This window comes from Spiroplasma taiwanense CT-1 (assembly GCF_000439435.1).
GTDB lineage: Bacteria > Bacillota_I > Bacilli_A > Mycoplasmatales > Mycoplasmataceae > Spiroplasma_A > Spiroplasma_A taiwanense.
The window spans coordinates 138,086-152,891 of sequence record NC_021846.1 but is presented as its reverse complement, the minus strand read 5'-3'; the positions used below and the strand labels follow the sequence as shown (position 1 = coordinate 152,891).

Here is a 14,806-nt window from a genome sequence, read left to right as displayed (position 1 = left end):
TTTTTAGAAAATGTAAATGTTTACATATAAGCGCCCCTTTTTATTAACTAATTATAAATAAAAAATTAAGTTAATTTTTTTAATAAAAATTATCCAATAACTACTTCCTCTTCTAAATATCCAAAATTTTGTTTATTTCTTGGTTTCACAAAGGCAAGAAGCGTATTTGAAATACCAAGTTGACCAACAAACATTGTAATAACAAGCATTAATTTACTTATAACTCCTAATTGAATTATTTGTTCATTTGAAAATGGTTGAAAACCTACAGTTCCAAAAGCACTGCAAACATACATAATTAATTTAATAATTGTTGATTCTGTATGTTTTGTCGTATCTGTTGCATATAACATTTTATTACTATCTAAATAAACTACAAAAATACTTGTAACAACAATAAAAAATGAAAGGAACACCACTGCAAAAGCTCTTTTTACTGTATCATCAGGAATTTTCTTCTTAAATGCTTCTACTGATTTTTTATTTCTCATAATTGAATAAATTGCAAGAATACAAATTGCAAATGTTGTTGTTCTAATTCCCCCCGCAGTTGATGAAGGTGCTGCACCTATAAACATTCAAACTGACATTACAAATTTACTTCCTGCTGTAAATTCATTAACATCAACAGTTGCAAAACCTGCATTTCTAGTTGAAGAAACATTAAAAAGTAAATCCATTATTCATATGTGAGTTTTCTTTCATTCTCCTGTTGTCACTCAGTTTATATTACCCTCTGTATCTTTAATATATTTTCCATCTAGTAAAATTTTGCTTTCTTCTACTGTAAAGTGCTCTGTCATAAATACTAGCAATGGTCCCAAAATAAATAATATAGAATACATTATAAAATTTAATTTTGTAAACAATGAAAATCTAACTGTTTTACCTTCTCTTTTTGCTTTAATTTTCCTTTTTATGTCATGATAAGTTGGATAACCTAAACCACCAATTACTCATTGAAATAAAAAAGTAACTTGTAATAAATAAGCATGTGAATTTCCTTGATTGTATGGTAAAAGTGAATTTCCACTTACAATATCAAACCCTGCATTATTTGTAGCACTAATAGAGTGAAAAATTGCAGCTCAAAGAGATTTTGAAAAATCATGATATGGATTTGTTACACTATTTTCATTAATTAAATTTTCTAAAGGTTGAAATTTTTCATTATAAACTGTCCCTAAATCCATTGGCGTAAAATAAAAACCAAAAAATAGAAAAAAAACTCCTATTATTTCCAATCAAAGTAAAAAGATAAACGCATCACGTATCATTTCCACTGTATTTGAAAGTGCACTATTTCCTCTTTCTGTTTGAGCAACACTTTGGTCATCCAAGGATATTTTTCTGCCTAGCATTACCATTAAAACAATTTTAACCGTTAAAATACCTATTCCACCAATTTGACACATTATTATAATTAAAAGTTCACCAATAAAAGAATAATTTGTATTAGTTTGCAATATTGTTATACCTGTATCTGATATTGCGCTTGAAGCAGTAAACATACCTGTAATAAATTGTCAATAATTTTGTTCAGTTAAAACAACTCCAGGAATTGAAAGCAAAAAACCACCAATTAAAATAGAAATTAAGTAAATAGAAATTATTCTTCCACTAATTCTTGAAAATGGCCATCAATTTTTAAGTTTTGAAAAAAAGTTATTCTCCTTATCAAGAGATTTTCTTTCCTTTTTTTTCGTTTGTTTTTCTTTAATTAATTTATTAGGTTTTTTTGAACTATTATCCATGAATTACAAACCTCTTATTTAAATCTATATTAAATTATACAACAAACAATAAAAGAGTTGTATAATTTAAAAGTTAGAAAGTTGAGGAACTATATGGCTAGAAAAAAAAGTTTTGCAATATTTGGAGCAAATTATTTTGGGTTATCTGTTGCACAAACTTTAGATGAAAAAAAACAACTAATCAAAATTTTTGATTATGATGAAGAAAAAATAAATTTACATATTAATGAATTTGAATCTGTGGAAGGAATAATTCTAGATGCTACAAATAAAAATGCATTAGAAAAAAATGGAATTACACAATTTGATGGTGTTATTGTATGTTTTGGTGGAAATATGGAATCGAGTATACTAACTGTTTTAAATTTAATAGACTTAGGCGTAGAAAATATAATTGTTAAAGCAAGAGATGAAAGACACAAAAGAATATTACTAGCTCTTGGTTTAGAAGAAGATCAAGTAATTATTCCTGATGTTACCACAGGAAAAATGGTTGCAACAAAGGCACTTTTTGATATTGAAAGTGAAGTCCAAACAGCAGATGGAGAATATGTTTTTACAAGCATTCAAGTTGAAGAAGAAGAAATATTTGATAAATCAATTTTTGATGCTGGTTTAAATTCAAATAAAGATTTTATTATAATTCAAGTAAAAAGAAATGGAAAAATAATATTGCCCGATGAATATACCATTTTAAAAAAAGGCGATATTTTAGTAGTATTTGCTAAAAATAATATTGTAAATGACTTAATATTAAAAGTAAGAGGAGAACAAGAAATTGAATATTAAAAAAGCTAACATGTTAGCTTTTTTTAATTAATTTAAATAATACTTCTGTTCCTACAGTTGGATTTACATTTCCCCCTGTTTCCTTCATCAATAAACCCATTACAGTTTTTTCAACTCTTTCTGGTCTAGTTTCAATATTTTCATTAATTAAATTAATATTATTTTTAATAATTGGTTCTAAAATTTTTGTAATTTCTTTAACATCAGAAATTAATTTTAAATTATTTTCATCAATTATTGATTGAATAGATTTATTTGTTTCAAAAACAATTGGTAAAATTGTTTTAACATGTTTTGAAGATATTATTCCCTTTTCTAAAAAAATTATAATATCCTTAATTTTTTCTGGTGTTAGCGTTGATTCAGAAATTTCAATATTAGTTTTATTGAGTAAAGTCTTTACATCTGTTATTAAATAATTTGCAATTTTTTGTGGTTCATTAATTAGTGATACTGTATCTTCAAAAAATTTTGTTAATAATAAATCTGATAAAATATAATTTGCATCATCTAGATTTAAACCGTAAATATTAATATATTTTTCTCTTTTTTCACTTGCTAATTCAGGTGCATTTTCAATTACTTCATTTATTCATTTTTTATCAAGCTGAATTGGAAATAAATTTGGCTCTCTAAAATATTTATAATCAATTGCATCAGTTTTTTTTCTCATTAAAATTGTTTCTTGCAAATTTTCATCAAATCTTCTTGTTTCTTGATCCACTTTATTACCAGAAAGAAGTATTGCAGATTGTCTTTTTATTTCAAATTCAATTGATTTTTTAATATTATTTATTGAATTTAAATTTTTTATTTCTACTTTTGAGCCATAGCCATTAAACCCATAAGGTCTTAATGAAATATTTATATCACATCTCAATGAACCTTCATTCATTTTGACATCACTTACTCCTAAAAATAATAATATTTCTTTAAGATTAGTTACATATTCCATTGCTTCATTTGCATTTCGTAAAACTGGTTTTGTAACTATTTCTATTAGTCCAACTCCACTTCTATTATAATCAATATAAGTAAAATTCCCTTTATGGGTTTGTTTTGCAGTATCTTCTTCAATATGTAATCTTTCAATTTCAATATTTTTATAACTTCCACTTTCTGTGTTTATTTTGATATACCCATCTCTTCCTATTGGGTGGTATTGTTGTGTAATTTGAAAGCCCTTAACAAGATCAGGATAAAAATAATTTTTTCTGTCAAATCTAAGTAATGAGTCAATTTTCATTTTTAAAGCATTACATGCTAATAATGCAAGCCTCACACCTTCTTTATTTACTGAAGGCATAGCACCAGGATATCCCATGTCTACTTCTGATACTTGAGTATTTGGTTCTTTTCCAAATGAAACTGGTCCCATTCCAAACATTTTTGACTTTGTTTTTAATTCAACATGATTTTCAATTCCAATAATTACTTCAAAATTATTCATCAAATTCACCACCTTTATTTAATTTATTAATTAGATCTTCAACATATTTTGATATTTGTAAAAGAAATAAATCCTCTTTTGGTTTTGCATTTAAATTTATACCAATTGGTAATTCATTTTCTTTAATAAAAGGTAAGGTAATTGATGGCATACCATTTAAGTTTGAAAGTATCAATAAGTCATCTAGAAATGCAGCATCATTATCTTCTCTTTCCTCAACATCAGTCCCCAAAACATTTTTAACTAAAGGAGCAGGTTTTAAAGAAGGAGGAAATATCAAAATATCTATTTGTTCATAAATTTTATTTAATTCATTAACAATCAATCTTCTTACTTTTTTTGATTTAGCAAGTAAAAGTTCTTGATTTTCAGATTTTAATTGGTAACTTCCAATGATAAATCTTCTTTTTACTGTATCTCCAAATCCCTTAGTTCTTGAATTAGTTATTATTTGTTTGTAATCTTCTCCAGGTTGTCTAAGTCCAAATTTAATCCCATCTAAATTTGCATTCGTTGAAACTCCTTCTGCAAAAGAAATCATCATATAAATTGCAGGTATTGCATCTAATAATTTTTTATCAAAATCTACTTTAATTACTTTATGTCCATCTTTTTTTAAATAATTGAAAAATTTTTCATAACTTCTTTTTACTTTACCTTCCATAAATTTTTCAACATGTTTAATAAAACCAAATTTTACTTTTTTCTTATTATTCAAATTATCTAAAAATTTTATACTATTATCAATTGAAGTAAAATCCTTTAAATCATATTTAAAAGTACTATCACAAATTACAGCCATATCCTCAATATTATTTGTAAAAAATCCGACATGATCTAGACTTGGAGCATATGGTGCTACACCATATCTTGAAATTGAACCATATGTAGGTTTAAACCCAACAATTCCTGCGAAGCTTGCAGGTTTTCTTATTGAGTCTCCTGTATCTGTTCCAATTGAAAAAGGCACAATTCCTTCACAAACAGCATAAGTACTTCCACTTGAACTTCCCCCAATTAATCTCTCATTGTCATAAGGATTTCTAACTTCTCCATTAAAGCTAAATAAACCTGTTCCCCCCATTCCTAATTCATCAAGAGCAGTTTTTCCAATCATTACAGAATTTTTTTCATTTAAAATTTCAGTAATTGTTGCATCAAATGGTGGATAATAATTTGATAGTATTTTAGAACCTGATGTAGTCAATATTCCTTTTGTTGCAATATTATCTTTTGAAACATAAGGAATTGATCATAAAAAATTTTTTTCATCAATTTTACTTGAAAATTTCTCTACATTTTCAATTGCTTCTTTTTCACATAATGTAATTAAAAAATTACTACCCAAATGTTTTTTTGCATTTTCAATTGTAGATTTTATAAGTTCTTTTGGTGATATTTCTTTATTAACTAATTTATCATGCAGCTCTCTAATTGTAATATTTTTAAAATTCATTCTATTTAACCACCTTTGCTATAACAATAAAATCCTCATCACTATCAATTGCATTTGATAAGATTGCCTCTTTTGAAATAACGCTTGTATTGTCATCTTCTCTTAAATAAGTATTATAAATTTCAAAAGGATAATAAAGTTCTTTTACATTATCAGTATTAATTGAAAAAACTTTTTCAAATTTTTCTAAAATATCATTTTCAAATTTTAAAATCTTATTTAATTCTTCATCTGATAAATCTAGCATTGCATCTTGTTCAAGAGCTTTAATTAATTCAATATTTATTTTCATACTATTCTCCAATCATTCCGTTAAATTCGATTTCTGTAATTATTTTTATTCCTAATTTTTGTGCTTTATCTAGTTTACTTCCGGCTTCTTCTCCAGCTAAGAGAAAATCTGTTTTTTTACTTACTGTATCAATTATTTTTGCTCCATATTCTTCCAATAAATCTTTAAAATAATTTCTTGGTTTTGATAACTTACCTGTTATTACAAAACTCTTATTTGTAATTTTATCATTATTTTTGGTTCCTTCTTGACCTAAATAAGTTGTATTAATATTGTGGCTCTTTAGTTTATTAATTAAGAATTTATTTTCTTCTATTTTAATTCAATCACAAATTGACTTAGCGACTATTGGTCCAATATCATAAATGTTTTCAAGTTCTTCAAAACTTAATTTAAATATATTATCAATATTTTTAAAATTTAGTGAAATTATTTTTGCAGTTTTTTTTCCTACATGTCTAATTCCTAAGCCAAAAAATAATTTTTCTAACGAATTTTGTTTTGAAATTTCAATTGCATTTAATAAATTAGAAACAGATTTTTCTCCCATTTTTTCTAAATTAATTAATTGATTTTTATGTAATTTTAGAGAATAAATATCTGCTATATTTGATATAAAATTATTTTCAAATAATTTTTCAATTATTTTAATACTTAAACCTTCAATATTCATTGCCTCTCTCGAAACAAAGTGCTCAATTCCTCTAACTATTTTTCTTGAACATAACGAATTTATACAATATTGATCTACTTCTTGCTCAAACCTTTCTAAAATTGAATTACATTCTGGACAATATACTGATTCTTTTCATTTTCTTAATAATTTAAATCGGTCATTTTTAACTGCTTCAATTATTTCGGGAATAATATCTCCTGCTTTTTTTACTTTTACATCTCCATTAACTCTAATATCTCTTTGTATTATGAAATCTGCATTATGTAAAGTGGCTGCTTGAACAGTTGTACCTGCCAATTGAACCGGCTCTAAAGAAGCATTATATGTTATTTTTCCTGTTCTTCCTACTGTTGGAAAAATATCTAATAATTTTGTAATTTTAATTTCAGCAGGAAATTTAAATGCAATCGCTCATTTTGGATATTTTGATGTATAACCAACTTTTTCATAAAAATCAAATTCATTAACTTTTATTACTGCTCCATCAATTTCATAATCTAAATTTTCACGAACAGATTGAATATATTGAATATGTTTATAAACATCTTCGATATTTTTACAAATTTTACTCAAATTATTTATTTTAAAATTTAAAGACTTTAAATATTCAAGAGATTTTTCATGTGTATCATATAGTTCTCTATTCATAAAGTAATATAAAAATGCATCTAATTTTCTTGAAGCGGCTATTGAGGAATCTAATTGCCTTAAAGTTCCAGCAGCTGCGTTTCTTGGGTTTGCAAAAAGATTTTCATCATTTTCTTGTCTTTGATAATTAATTTTTTCGAATTCAGTTTTTGAAAGAAACACTTCTCCTCTAATTTCAAAGTAATCTGACTTATCTGGAATAATTAAAGGAATACTTTTAATGGTTTTAACATTCGAAGTAACATCTTCTCCAAAAACTCCATCGCCTCTGGTAACTGCTTTGAATAAAATTCCATTCTTATATATTATAGAAATGGATAAACCATCAATTTTTGGTTCAACAAAAAAAGTATAATTTAAATTTTCAATTTCTTTATGTATTTGATCATTAAAATTTAATAAATCCTCTTTGTTAAAAGCATTTGAAAGGCTTAACATAGCTGTTTTATGCTTATATTTTTCAAATTTATCTAAGACTTTTCCTCCAACTCTTTGAGTTGGAGAATCTTCAGTAATTAATTCAGGAAATTGATCTTCAAGAATTTTCAATTTATTAAGAAGTCTATCATATTCTGAATCCTCAACTAAAGGCTTATCTAAAACGTAATATGCATTACCCCATTCATTTAATTTAATTTTTAGTTTCTCAATTTCAATTTTAACTTTTTCCATATTTTTCTCCTAAATTTTCAATCTTGAATATTTTTTTATAATTTTTATTTCCAATGGGTTAACTTTTTTATTATCAATTTTATTAAAAATATAAAAAGGTAGTGAATTTGTTAAGCAAATAACAAGACTAATTATAGCAAGTTCGTTTGAAACTATCATATTTGAATATATATATCTAATAAAATTCATTACAATTGGATTATAAAAAGTTAAATAACTAATTAATGTTAAATCCACTGCACTTGTAAGTATATTTGACCTTAAATTTTTTCTAAAAATTACCCAGGCAAAAGCTAGTGCTAAAATTATCATAGAAAGAATAAAAGAAATTCATTGCCTTGCTATTTCATTTTTTATAAAAGAGTACCAAATATATAAAAAATTTAGAGTATTATATTCTTCTGAAATAAAATTCTGATTTAAACCTAAGGCAATTGCAATTGAAATTATAATTAAAATAATTGGAACAATTAAAATAGCAAAAATACTTCTCTGCTCTAAAAATAATTCAAACTTTGTTATTGCACTATATTTTTTACTCATTAAATAAGAAACAAAAAACATAAAAAGAAGTAATGCTCCAAACAAGATTACTTGAAAATATAACTGTAAAATAATATTATAAAATAGAAAATCAATTAATGGAAATAATCCAATTTTCAAAATATCCTTTGTGAAATTATTATTATATCTTCGCTGAATTGTAAATAGAAAAGTATAAATTAGAAATAAAACTTGATATGACCCTTCTCAAAGAAATGAAATATAACCCCCAATTACAAGCCCAATAAATAAAGTGCTATATCTTTCTCTATAATTTAAAGTTGTATATCTTAATATCCAAATCATAGAATAGAATATTAAATATATAAATATAACTTGACCTTCTCAAATTGAATAATTGTAATATCATAAAATAATTCTTGTAGCAGAAAAGAATACTAAACTTGTAAAAAATAAAAACGCTTTATTTTTTACAAATTTTATATTTGATAAAGATTCCATGATAGTTAAAAAAATTGAAGCTGCTAAAAATGCATCAATAATTAACATAAAAGGCACCAACATATTTTGATATTGATAAGTTTCTGCACCCACCATTATTAAAAGAGATAATTGAAATGAATATCATCCTTGAAAAGGTTTGAAACCTAAAAAGTTGAATAATGTCGAATTATCAAAAAATGAAACTGGATTATCTTTTAATCAAAAAAGAATTGATAAAGCATTTTTATGACGATTAAAGTTTTCATTACTAATATACTTATAAGAAAAATAATTTATTACCAAAAATATTAATAAAACAAAAAAATAAAATAATGCATCCAATTTAAAAAAATTTGTATTTAATCAAAATCTCATAAAAATAAAAGAAAAAACTAAATAAATTATAGAAATTGCAAAAATATAATATATATAAAAAACATATGGTAATCCTGGAATTAATTGTAAAGGAAATGTACAAATTGAGATAAAAGTAAAAAAAGTAAAAAAACCTGTAGCAATTGCTACAAAAGAATTTTTAATTTTAAATTTAAAAAGTTCAATTAAAATTGATCCAGATGTATAGAATGTAAATAAATATAATGCACATACTGCAATGGGTACAATTATTGAAATACTTGTCATTTTTATCACCTTTTTTATTATATCATTGGATTTAAATGCATTTCCTAAATAAAAAAATCATTAAAATAATGATTTTTTCTATCTGTTTACATTAATTTTCAAGTAATAGATTGGCCTGTAATAATAGATGTAATATTTGTAATTTTGTCTTCAACTCTATTTTTATTTATTAAATCAATATTTTCAAAAATAAAATTAGATATTGAAGTTACAATAATATCATCAATACTATTTACAATACCCCTTCTTCCATTTTTGAATCATAATACGCTGAAATAAGTTCCATAATCAATTCTTCATTGGAAAGTATAACTTTTATATTATGTTTTTTATAAATATAATCAAATAATCTATCTAATTTATTTAAAGTTATTTTTTTTATTATTTTTTTATCATTAATAAAATTAAATGGGACTATATTTTTTATACCTATTCTATTTAATAATTCTGGTCTTTTTAAATTATTTGTAAAATGATCTTCTACTGCTCTTATAAAGTTTTTTCTAGTTATTTCTTGATTATTTGAAGAAGAAACCATAGAATAACCAATATTGGATGTAAAAATTATGAATGTCTCGGAAAAATCAATTAATTCTCCTTTGGATGAGGTTAACCTTCCATCTTCAAGTATTTGTAAAAAATTTATCTAAAATTTTTGCATTCGCCTTTTCAACTTTATCAAATAATAAAATTGAAAAAAATTTTTCCTTAACAGAATTTGTCAATTCTCCACCATTATCATAACCAATATAACCTGGTGGAGCACCAATCAATCTTGGTTCTGAATGTTCTGCAGAATATTCAGACATATCAAACCTAATTAATTTTGTTTCATCTTTAAAAATAAATTTTGCAATTGCTTTTGATAATTCTGTTTTCTCTGTTCCTGTAGGTCCGGCAAAAAATAATATTCCTTTAGGCTTTGTTAGATTTTCACTATGCATTACACCATTTAATCCTAAATAAGAAGAAATTAATGTTTTTCTTACAGCTTGAATTGCAAATTCTTGTCCTATAACTCTTTTTGATAAATCACTTTCTAATGTTTTTAAACTTTCAGAATTTATTCTTTGTCATTCAGATTCCTTTTTATTGAATTGAACAATATTATATAATTCTTTAAAAGTTGTTCCACTATTATCTTGCATTATTCTTCCTAATTGAAGAATTTCTTTACATAAAAATTCGTCTGTTAAAGCAACTGCTTCATCTTGTTTAAAACCTGGTTTTGAAATTTCTTCACTATCAGTAATATTTATAATGTTTGATAATTTTGAAAAAATTCATTGTCTTTCTTCAATATTAGGTTTTTTAATATTAATTGAAGCATATTCAATATTTTTTTCTGTTATATCACCAAAAATATGGACACCATCTCTTGCAATTAAAATTAATTTACTTTGTTTTTTTAGCATTGAAACTTCATAAGGAGATGAAATTTTTTCTTCTAAAAGAGCAGATAATAATTCTGCAATTTTTACTAAAATTTCAATATTATTGTTTGAATTAAAATATATATTAGAAAAATCCATAATATAAACTCTTCTAACATTTTCTTTATCCGATATTTCCTTATAAACTTGTTCAATAAAATCAATAATTGAATAGTCATTATTAATTTCATAATCTGAATTCTCTTGATTTTCTTGTGAGTAATGACCAATCAAAGGAATAATTTTTTTTGATGGTGAGTATTTTAATACACTTGTATACCCAGCCTCAATTGAATATTTTGAAATATATGCATCTAAATTTTTAATGAGCGACTCAACATTTTTGTCTGAAATGTATGTATCATAAACATTTCCTGTAACTATAAGAATATTTTTTTGTTGAAATTTTATTTTTAATTGTTCTAATAATTTTTTCATTATTTATTATTCTTCCTTTCCAATATTTTGGCAGTTTTTAATAAAGGTCTTGCCTCCGAGGTTGTTCTTGTTATCTTTAAAGAACTATAGTGTATTCCTTTTTTCATCAATAAAGTTTTTAATTTATCTGAATCTTCAAAACACAAATGACCTTGATAATTTCCCATTTCATATTCAAAAGTCCCTCCAAGATCTAAAATAATATCCAATTTTTGATTTTTATTATTTTTAAAGCTTAACCTTTTTTAAAAATTAGCTTTAATTGATTTCCTTTTTCCTCCATAATTAAATTCTTTACACTTTTAAGTTCAAATTTCATTTCTTTTAAAGCAACAATTTGATTTTCTACTAAAAATTTTGTACGTACTTCATTTTGTTTAAGTGATTTTAAATAAATTTCATAATCTGAAATTTCCTGCATTGTTGTGAATGTATTGACTAAATTTGCAATTGCTAATTTATACTCATTTGAAATTTTTTCATTAGCAAGTTTTTCCAAAATTTCGCTTTTACATTTTTCTATTAAATTTAAATTTGAATAATTTTGATTCACTTTTAATATTTCTTCTCTTAATAATTCAGAATTTATTAAGAAATTTCTATTTTGTAAATTTGAATATGCAATTTTAGCAGAAATTCCATTGGAAATTAATAATTGATAAATATCTACACTTTCATTTTTTATTAAATTAAAAAAACTTTATGGTAATCTAATAATTCATTTAAATTAACTATTTTCTTTGTAATTTGGTCTATTTTTAAATTTATATTTTTGGTAAAATTTTCATTTTCCGTACTTAACATTTCAAAATTACTATCCATTTTTTCTAAACTTAATATAGAATTTGAAATTTTAATTCATTAATTTTCATACTTAAATTTTCTGTAATTTTTTTATTTTTCAATATCTCTTCTAAATTATTGTTTAAATCCTCCAAAATTATTCTTTCCACTTTTGTACATATTCCTACAATTACAATTGCTGTATGACTCATATATTTCACCTCTATTTAATTATTTTCTTTAGTTTATCTATATTTTCAAAAATTAATTTTTCTTCTTGAATAATTTTTTGAATGTTTTCTTGTAATACATTTTCTTTATTTATATTTTTAAAATTTAATAACTGTTTTCAAATTTGTAATATATCCTTTTTCCCCCTTACTGAAATATTCAATTTTTTTATTGCCTTTTCCAAATCTAAATTTTTATCATTTAATTTAGAAAAAATAAAATTTTTTAGATTTATAAAACTTATATCTATTAGTTTTATAAATTCTTCAATAGAAAAATTAGATTTTAAATATTTCATAGAATTTATTTTCTTAATTTCATTTTCTAATGTTTTATCTTGTATAGGGTGGTAATTATTCATTTATTAAATTCAATTAAAATATTTTTCTTAATATTTAGTTAATTATATTTATTTTTAAACATATTTAAAGCTTGTTTTTGCTTATAAAAGTTTATTTCTAAAATTCAGTGTCGAAAATAAACTTCATCATTTTCATAAGTTCATTTTATTAATGTGTAAATTTTTTCTTCTGTATAAGAAAGTATTTTCATTAATTTATAAACATTTTCTTTATTTGAAAAAATAATTTTATTAGTAAAACAATAATATTCAATATCTTCATAAGATAATTTACTTGCCAATTTTAGAAATTCTTCATAAGATAAATTAAATTTTCCAAAATTTTTAATAATTATATCTTCAAATTTTTTTATATGCATATTTTGAATAATATGTTTTTTTAAAATTTTCAAAAGATTATTATTTTTTATTAAATTAAATAGTTCAAAATCAATTTTTTCTAAATTTGAAAATATAAATTTTTCTAAATCAAGTTTTAATAAACCACCATTATAATAAAAATAATCTTCTATTTTATTTTTAAAACTTAATTTGTATTTTACAATTTGATAATTTAAGTCATTTAAAAATTTATTATTTATAAGTTCATACTTTATTTCATCAAAAGTTAGTTCTTTTAACTCAGAATTAAAATCAGTTTCATGAAAAACAATATCATTTACATCTATTTTATTTACAACTAAATCAAAACAATTTTTAAGCAATTTTTTTTTCATTTACATGATTAATTATTATTTCTGTTATTTTATCTTTTGCAATTATTTTATTATCTAAAACTTGAAAATTTAATTTTATATTTGATCATACAATTTTTGTTTCTTCAAGTAAAGAATTTACTACTCCACTTTCTTCACTTAAATATAAAAATTTTTCACCATCAATAATTGCTGTTAATTCATTTGAATTTATTAAATTTATTTTTTTTATATATTTAGTTTTTAATTCATTTGAATTTAATAGTAATAATTTATCTTTTATTTCAAAACTAGGAAAAAAGGGTTTAAAAAAAATAATTGATTTTTCATGCTTTTTCTTTTGAAACATGTAAAATTTTTTATTTTTTATATTTTCAGCAAGTTTACTATTTATTGTTAAATTTGAAAAAATGCAATTTAAAATATTTTTTCATTTGATTTATTAATAACAGTAGAAGTATCCAAGAGTTCTTGAAGTTCCTCCCTAATTAAAAGAAGGTTTTTACTTTTAATTTTTAATATTTTTTCAATAACTTCAGAAACTTTATCAAATATTTTTAAATCATCTCTAAATTCACTTTCACAAATAATTATTGATAAAAAAATTGATTGAATTAGTTTTAATGGTATATAACTTGAAACTTCATATTTTAATTTATTTAATGTATATGGAATTGGATAATCAATACTAATATTTATATCTCTCATGTTCTTATTACCCCCATATTATTATTTATTATTTTAAACCAAATATTTAGAATTTTTTTTGTATTATTAATAATGATTTCATGTCGTAAATAATTTTCTACTGCTCCAACAATAATTAACTTTTCTTGTGCTCTCGAAACTGCAACATTTAATCTTTCAATTTTTTTATAAAAATTTAGTTTTCTTTTAGAGTTTATAATTCTCCTTTTTCCTTTAAAGAATTTTTAGCTTTTATTAAATCTACAATAATTATTCTTTTTTCTCTTCCCTGAAAATTATCTACTGTATCTATTTTTATTTTGTTTATTATTTTTTCACTAATTTTAAATATTTTAAGAAATTGTTTTATAATTGCTTTTTGAGAAGTTGTCATACATATAACTTCCAAATCTAATTTATCTATTGCAAAATCATTAGATTCAATTAATTTTTCAATAATTTTTACTATATGAAATGCATTTAATTCATTAAACCTTTTTGAACCAAAAGGAGTAAAATTAAATAAAGATTTTAATTGATCAAATGATTTATCATTTGGTTTAAAAAGTAAATTACTTTTTACTTTATTTTTATTTCAAAAGTCATAAAAATTTTTGCTTATAAAAGAAGTATCTAAAAAGATAACATCATTATTGTAATTTAAATTATACTTTCGAAATTTTTTTTCATTATAATTGTTTGGTACTTTTAATTTTTCATTTTTATCATAAACTTCATTTACAATTTTCATAATATCTTCTGTAAATCTATGTTGTACTTTTAAAAAATTGTACGAAGTTAATTCTATATCA

Annotated in this window: 18 protein-coding genes; 1 reads left to right on the top strand and 17 read right to left on the bottom strand. The window is 22.7% G+C overall.

Features of this window, described 5'->3' with window-relative positions:
• Positions 1 to 89: 89 nt before the first annotated feature.
• Positions 90 to 1,754, bottom strand: a complete 1,665-nt coding sequence (locus tag STAIW_RS00720) for a TrkH family potassium uptake protein (protein ID WP_020833977.1) — start codon at positions 1,752 to 1,754, stop codon at positions 90 to 92.
• 93 nt (positions 1,755 to 1,847) lie between these two features.
• On the opposite strand from STAIW_RS00720, the gene STAIW_RS00715 reads away from it, so the two are divergent.
• Positions 1,848 to 2,543 (top strand): potassium channel family protein, encoded by a 696-nt coding sequence (locus STAIW_RS00715; RefSeq protein WP_020833976.1) that lies wholly within the window; start codon positions 1,848 to 1,850, stop codon positions 2,541 to 2,543.
• Positions 2,544 to 2,556: 13 nt separating this feature from the next.
• Here the strand turns inward: STAIW_RS00715 and gatB are convergent, their stop codons facing one another.
• From gatB to STAIW_RS00650, 16 genes are all read right to left on the bottom strand, one after another.
• Positions 2,557 to 3,993, bottom strand: coding sequence for an Asp-tRNA(Asn)/Glu-tRNA(Gln) amidotransferase subunit GatB (gene gatB, locus STAIW_RS00710; RefSeq protein WP_020833975.1), 1,437 nt, complete (start codon positions 3,991 to 3,993; stop codon positions 2,557 to 2,559).
• Positions 3,986 to 5,449 (bottom strand): amidase family protein, encoded by a 1,464-nt coding sequence (locus tag STAIW_RS00705; RefSeq protein WP_020833974.1) that lies wholly within the window; start codon positions 5,447 to 5,449, stop codon positions 3,986 to 3,988. Before STAIW_RS00705 ends, gatB begins: the two co-directional genes overlap by 8 nt.
• Before the next feature lies 1 nt (position 5,450).
• Complete coding sequence (gene gatC, locus STAIW_RS00700) at positions 5,451 to 5,741, bottom strand: Asp-tRNA(Asn)/Glu-tRNA(Gln) amidotransferase subunit GatC (protein ID WP_020833973.1); 291 nt, start codon at positions 5,739 to 5,741, stop codon at positions 5,451 to 5,453.
• Between the two features lies 1 nt (position 5,742).
• Complete coding sequence (gene ligA, locus STAIW_RS00695) at positions 5,743 to 7,737, bottom strand: NAD-dependent DNA ligase LigA (RefSeq protein ID WP_020833972.1); 1,995 nt, start codon at positions 7,735 to 7,737, stop codon at positions 5,743 to 5,745.
• A gap of 9 nt (positions 7,738 to 7,746) precedes the next feature.
• A complete protein-coding gene (locus tag STAIW_RS00690) occupies positions 7,747 to 9,366 on the bottom strand; it encodes a hypothetical protein (RefSeq protein WP_020833971.1) in 1,620 nt (539 codons plus the stop codon).
• A 232-nt stretch (positions 9,367 to 9,598) separates the two neighbouring features.
• Entirely contained in the window at positions 9,599 to 9,955 is a 357-nt protein-coding gene (locus STAIW_RS06645; protein ID WP_269077210.1) for an AAA family ATPase, read from the bottom strand.
• Positions 9,885 to 11,237 carry an AAA family ATPase gene (locus STAIW_RS06640; RefSeq protein ID WP_148285960.1) on the bottom strand — a complete coding sequence of 451 codons (1,353 nt, stop codon included), beginning with the start codon at positions 11,235 to 11,237 and terminating at the stop codon, positions 9,885 to 9,887. The genes STAIW_RS06645 and STAIW_RS06640 overlap by 71 nt, the downstream gene beginning before the upstream one ends.
• The gene (locus STAIW_RS00680) at positions 11,237 to 11,446 is read right to left on the bottom strand and encodes a hypothetical protein (protein WP_020833970.1); all 210 of its coding nucleotides are present in this window, start codon (positions 11,444 to 11,446) and stop codon (positions 11,237 to 11,239) included. Before STAIW_RS00680 ends, STAIW_RS06640 begins: the two co-directional genes overlap by 1 nt.
• Positions 11,447 to 11,472: 26 nt before the next feature.
• Positions 11,473 to 11,790: a hypothetical protein gene (locus STAIW_RS00675; RefSeq protein ID WP_020833969.1), complete on the bottom strand. Its 318-nt coding sequence runs from the start codon at positions 11,788 to 11,790 to the stop codon at positions 11,473 to 11,475.
• 280 nt (positions 11,791 to 12,070) lie between these two features.
• On the bottom strand, positions 12,071 to 12,232 hold the full coding sequence (locus STAIW_RS06115; protein WP_020833967.1) for a hypothetical protein: 162 nt from the start codon (positions 12,230 to 12,232) through the stop codon (positions 12,071 to 12,073).
• 11 nt (positions 12,233 to 12,243) lie between these two features.
• Complete coding sequence (locus STAIW_RS00670) at positions 12,244 to 12,612, bottom strand: hypothetical protein (protein ID WP_020833966.1); 369 nt, start codon at positions 12,610 to 12,612, stop codon at positions 12,244 to 12,246.
• 38 nt (positions 12,613 to 12,650) lie between these two features.
• Positions 12,651 to 13,328: a hypothetical protein gene (locus STAIW_RS00665; protein ID WP_020833965.1), complete on the bottom strand. Its 678-nt coding sequence runs from the start codon at positions 13,326 to 13,328 to the stop codon at positions 12,651 to 12,653.
• The gene (locus tag STAIW_RS00660; RefSeq protein WP_020833964.1) at positions 13,309 to 13,656 is read right to left on the bottom strand and encodes a hypothetical protein; all 348 of its coding nucleotides are present in this window, start codon (positions 13,654 to 13,656) and stop codon (positions 13,309 to 13,311) included. Before STAIW_RS00660 ends, STAIW_RS00665 begins: the two co-directional genes overlap by 20 nt.
• 68 nt (positions 13,657 to 13,724) lie before the next feature.
• Positions 13,725 to 14,015, bottom strand: a complete 291-nt coding sequence (locus tag STAIW_RS00655; RefSeq protein WP_020833963.1) for a hypothetical protein — start codon at positions 14,013 to 14,015, stop codon at positions 13,725 to 13,727.
• The gene (locus STAIW_RS06805) at positions 14,003 to 14,212 is read right to left on the bottom strand and encodes an AAA domain-containing protein (RefSeq protein WP_408640666.1); all 210 of its coding nucleotides are present in this window, start codon (positions 14,210 to 14,212) and stop codon (positions 14,003 to 14,005) included. Before STAIW_RS06805 ends, STAIW_RS00655 begins: the two co-directional genes overlap by 13 nt.
• Positions 14,209 to 14,796, bottom strand: a complete 588-nt coding sequence (locus STAIW_RS00650) for an AAA domain-containing protein (RefSeq protein WP_334198885.1) — start codon at positions 14,794 to 14,796, stop codon at positions 14,209 to 14,211. The genes STAIW_RS06805 and STAIW_RS00650 overlap by 4 nt, the downstream gene beginning before the upstream one ends.
• Positions 14,797 to 14,806 lie beyond the last annotated feature (10 nt).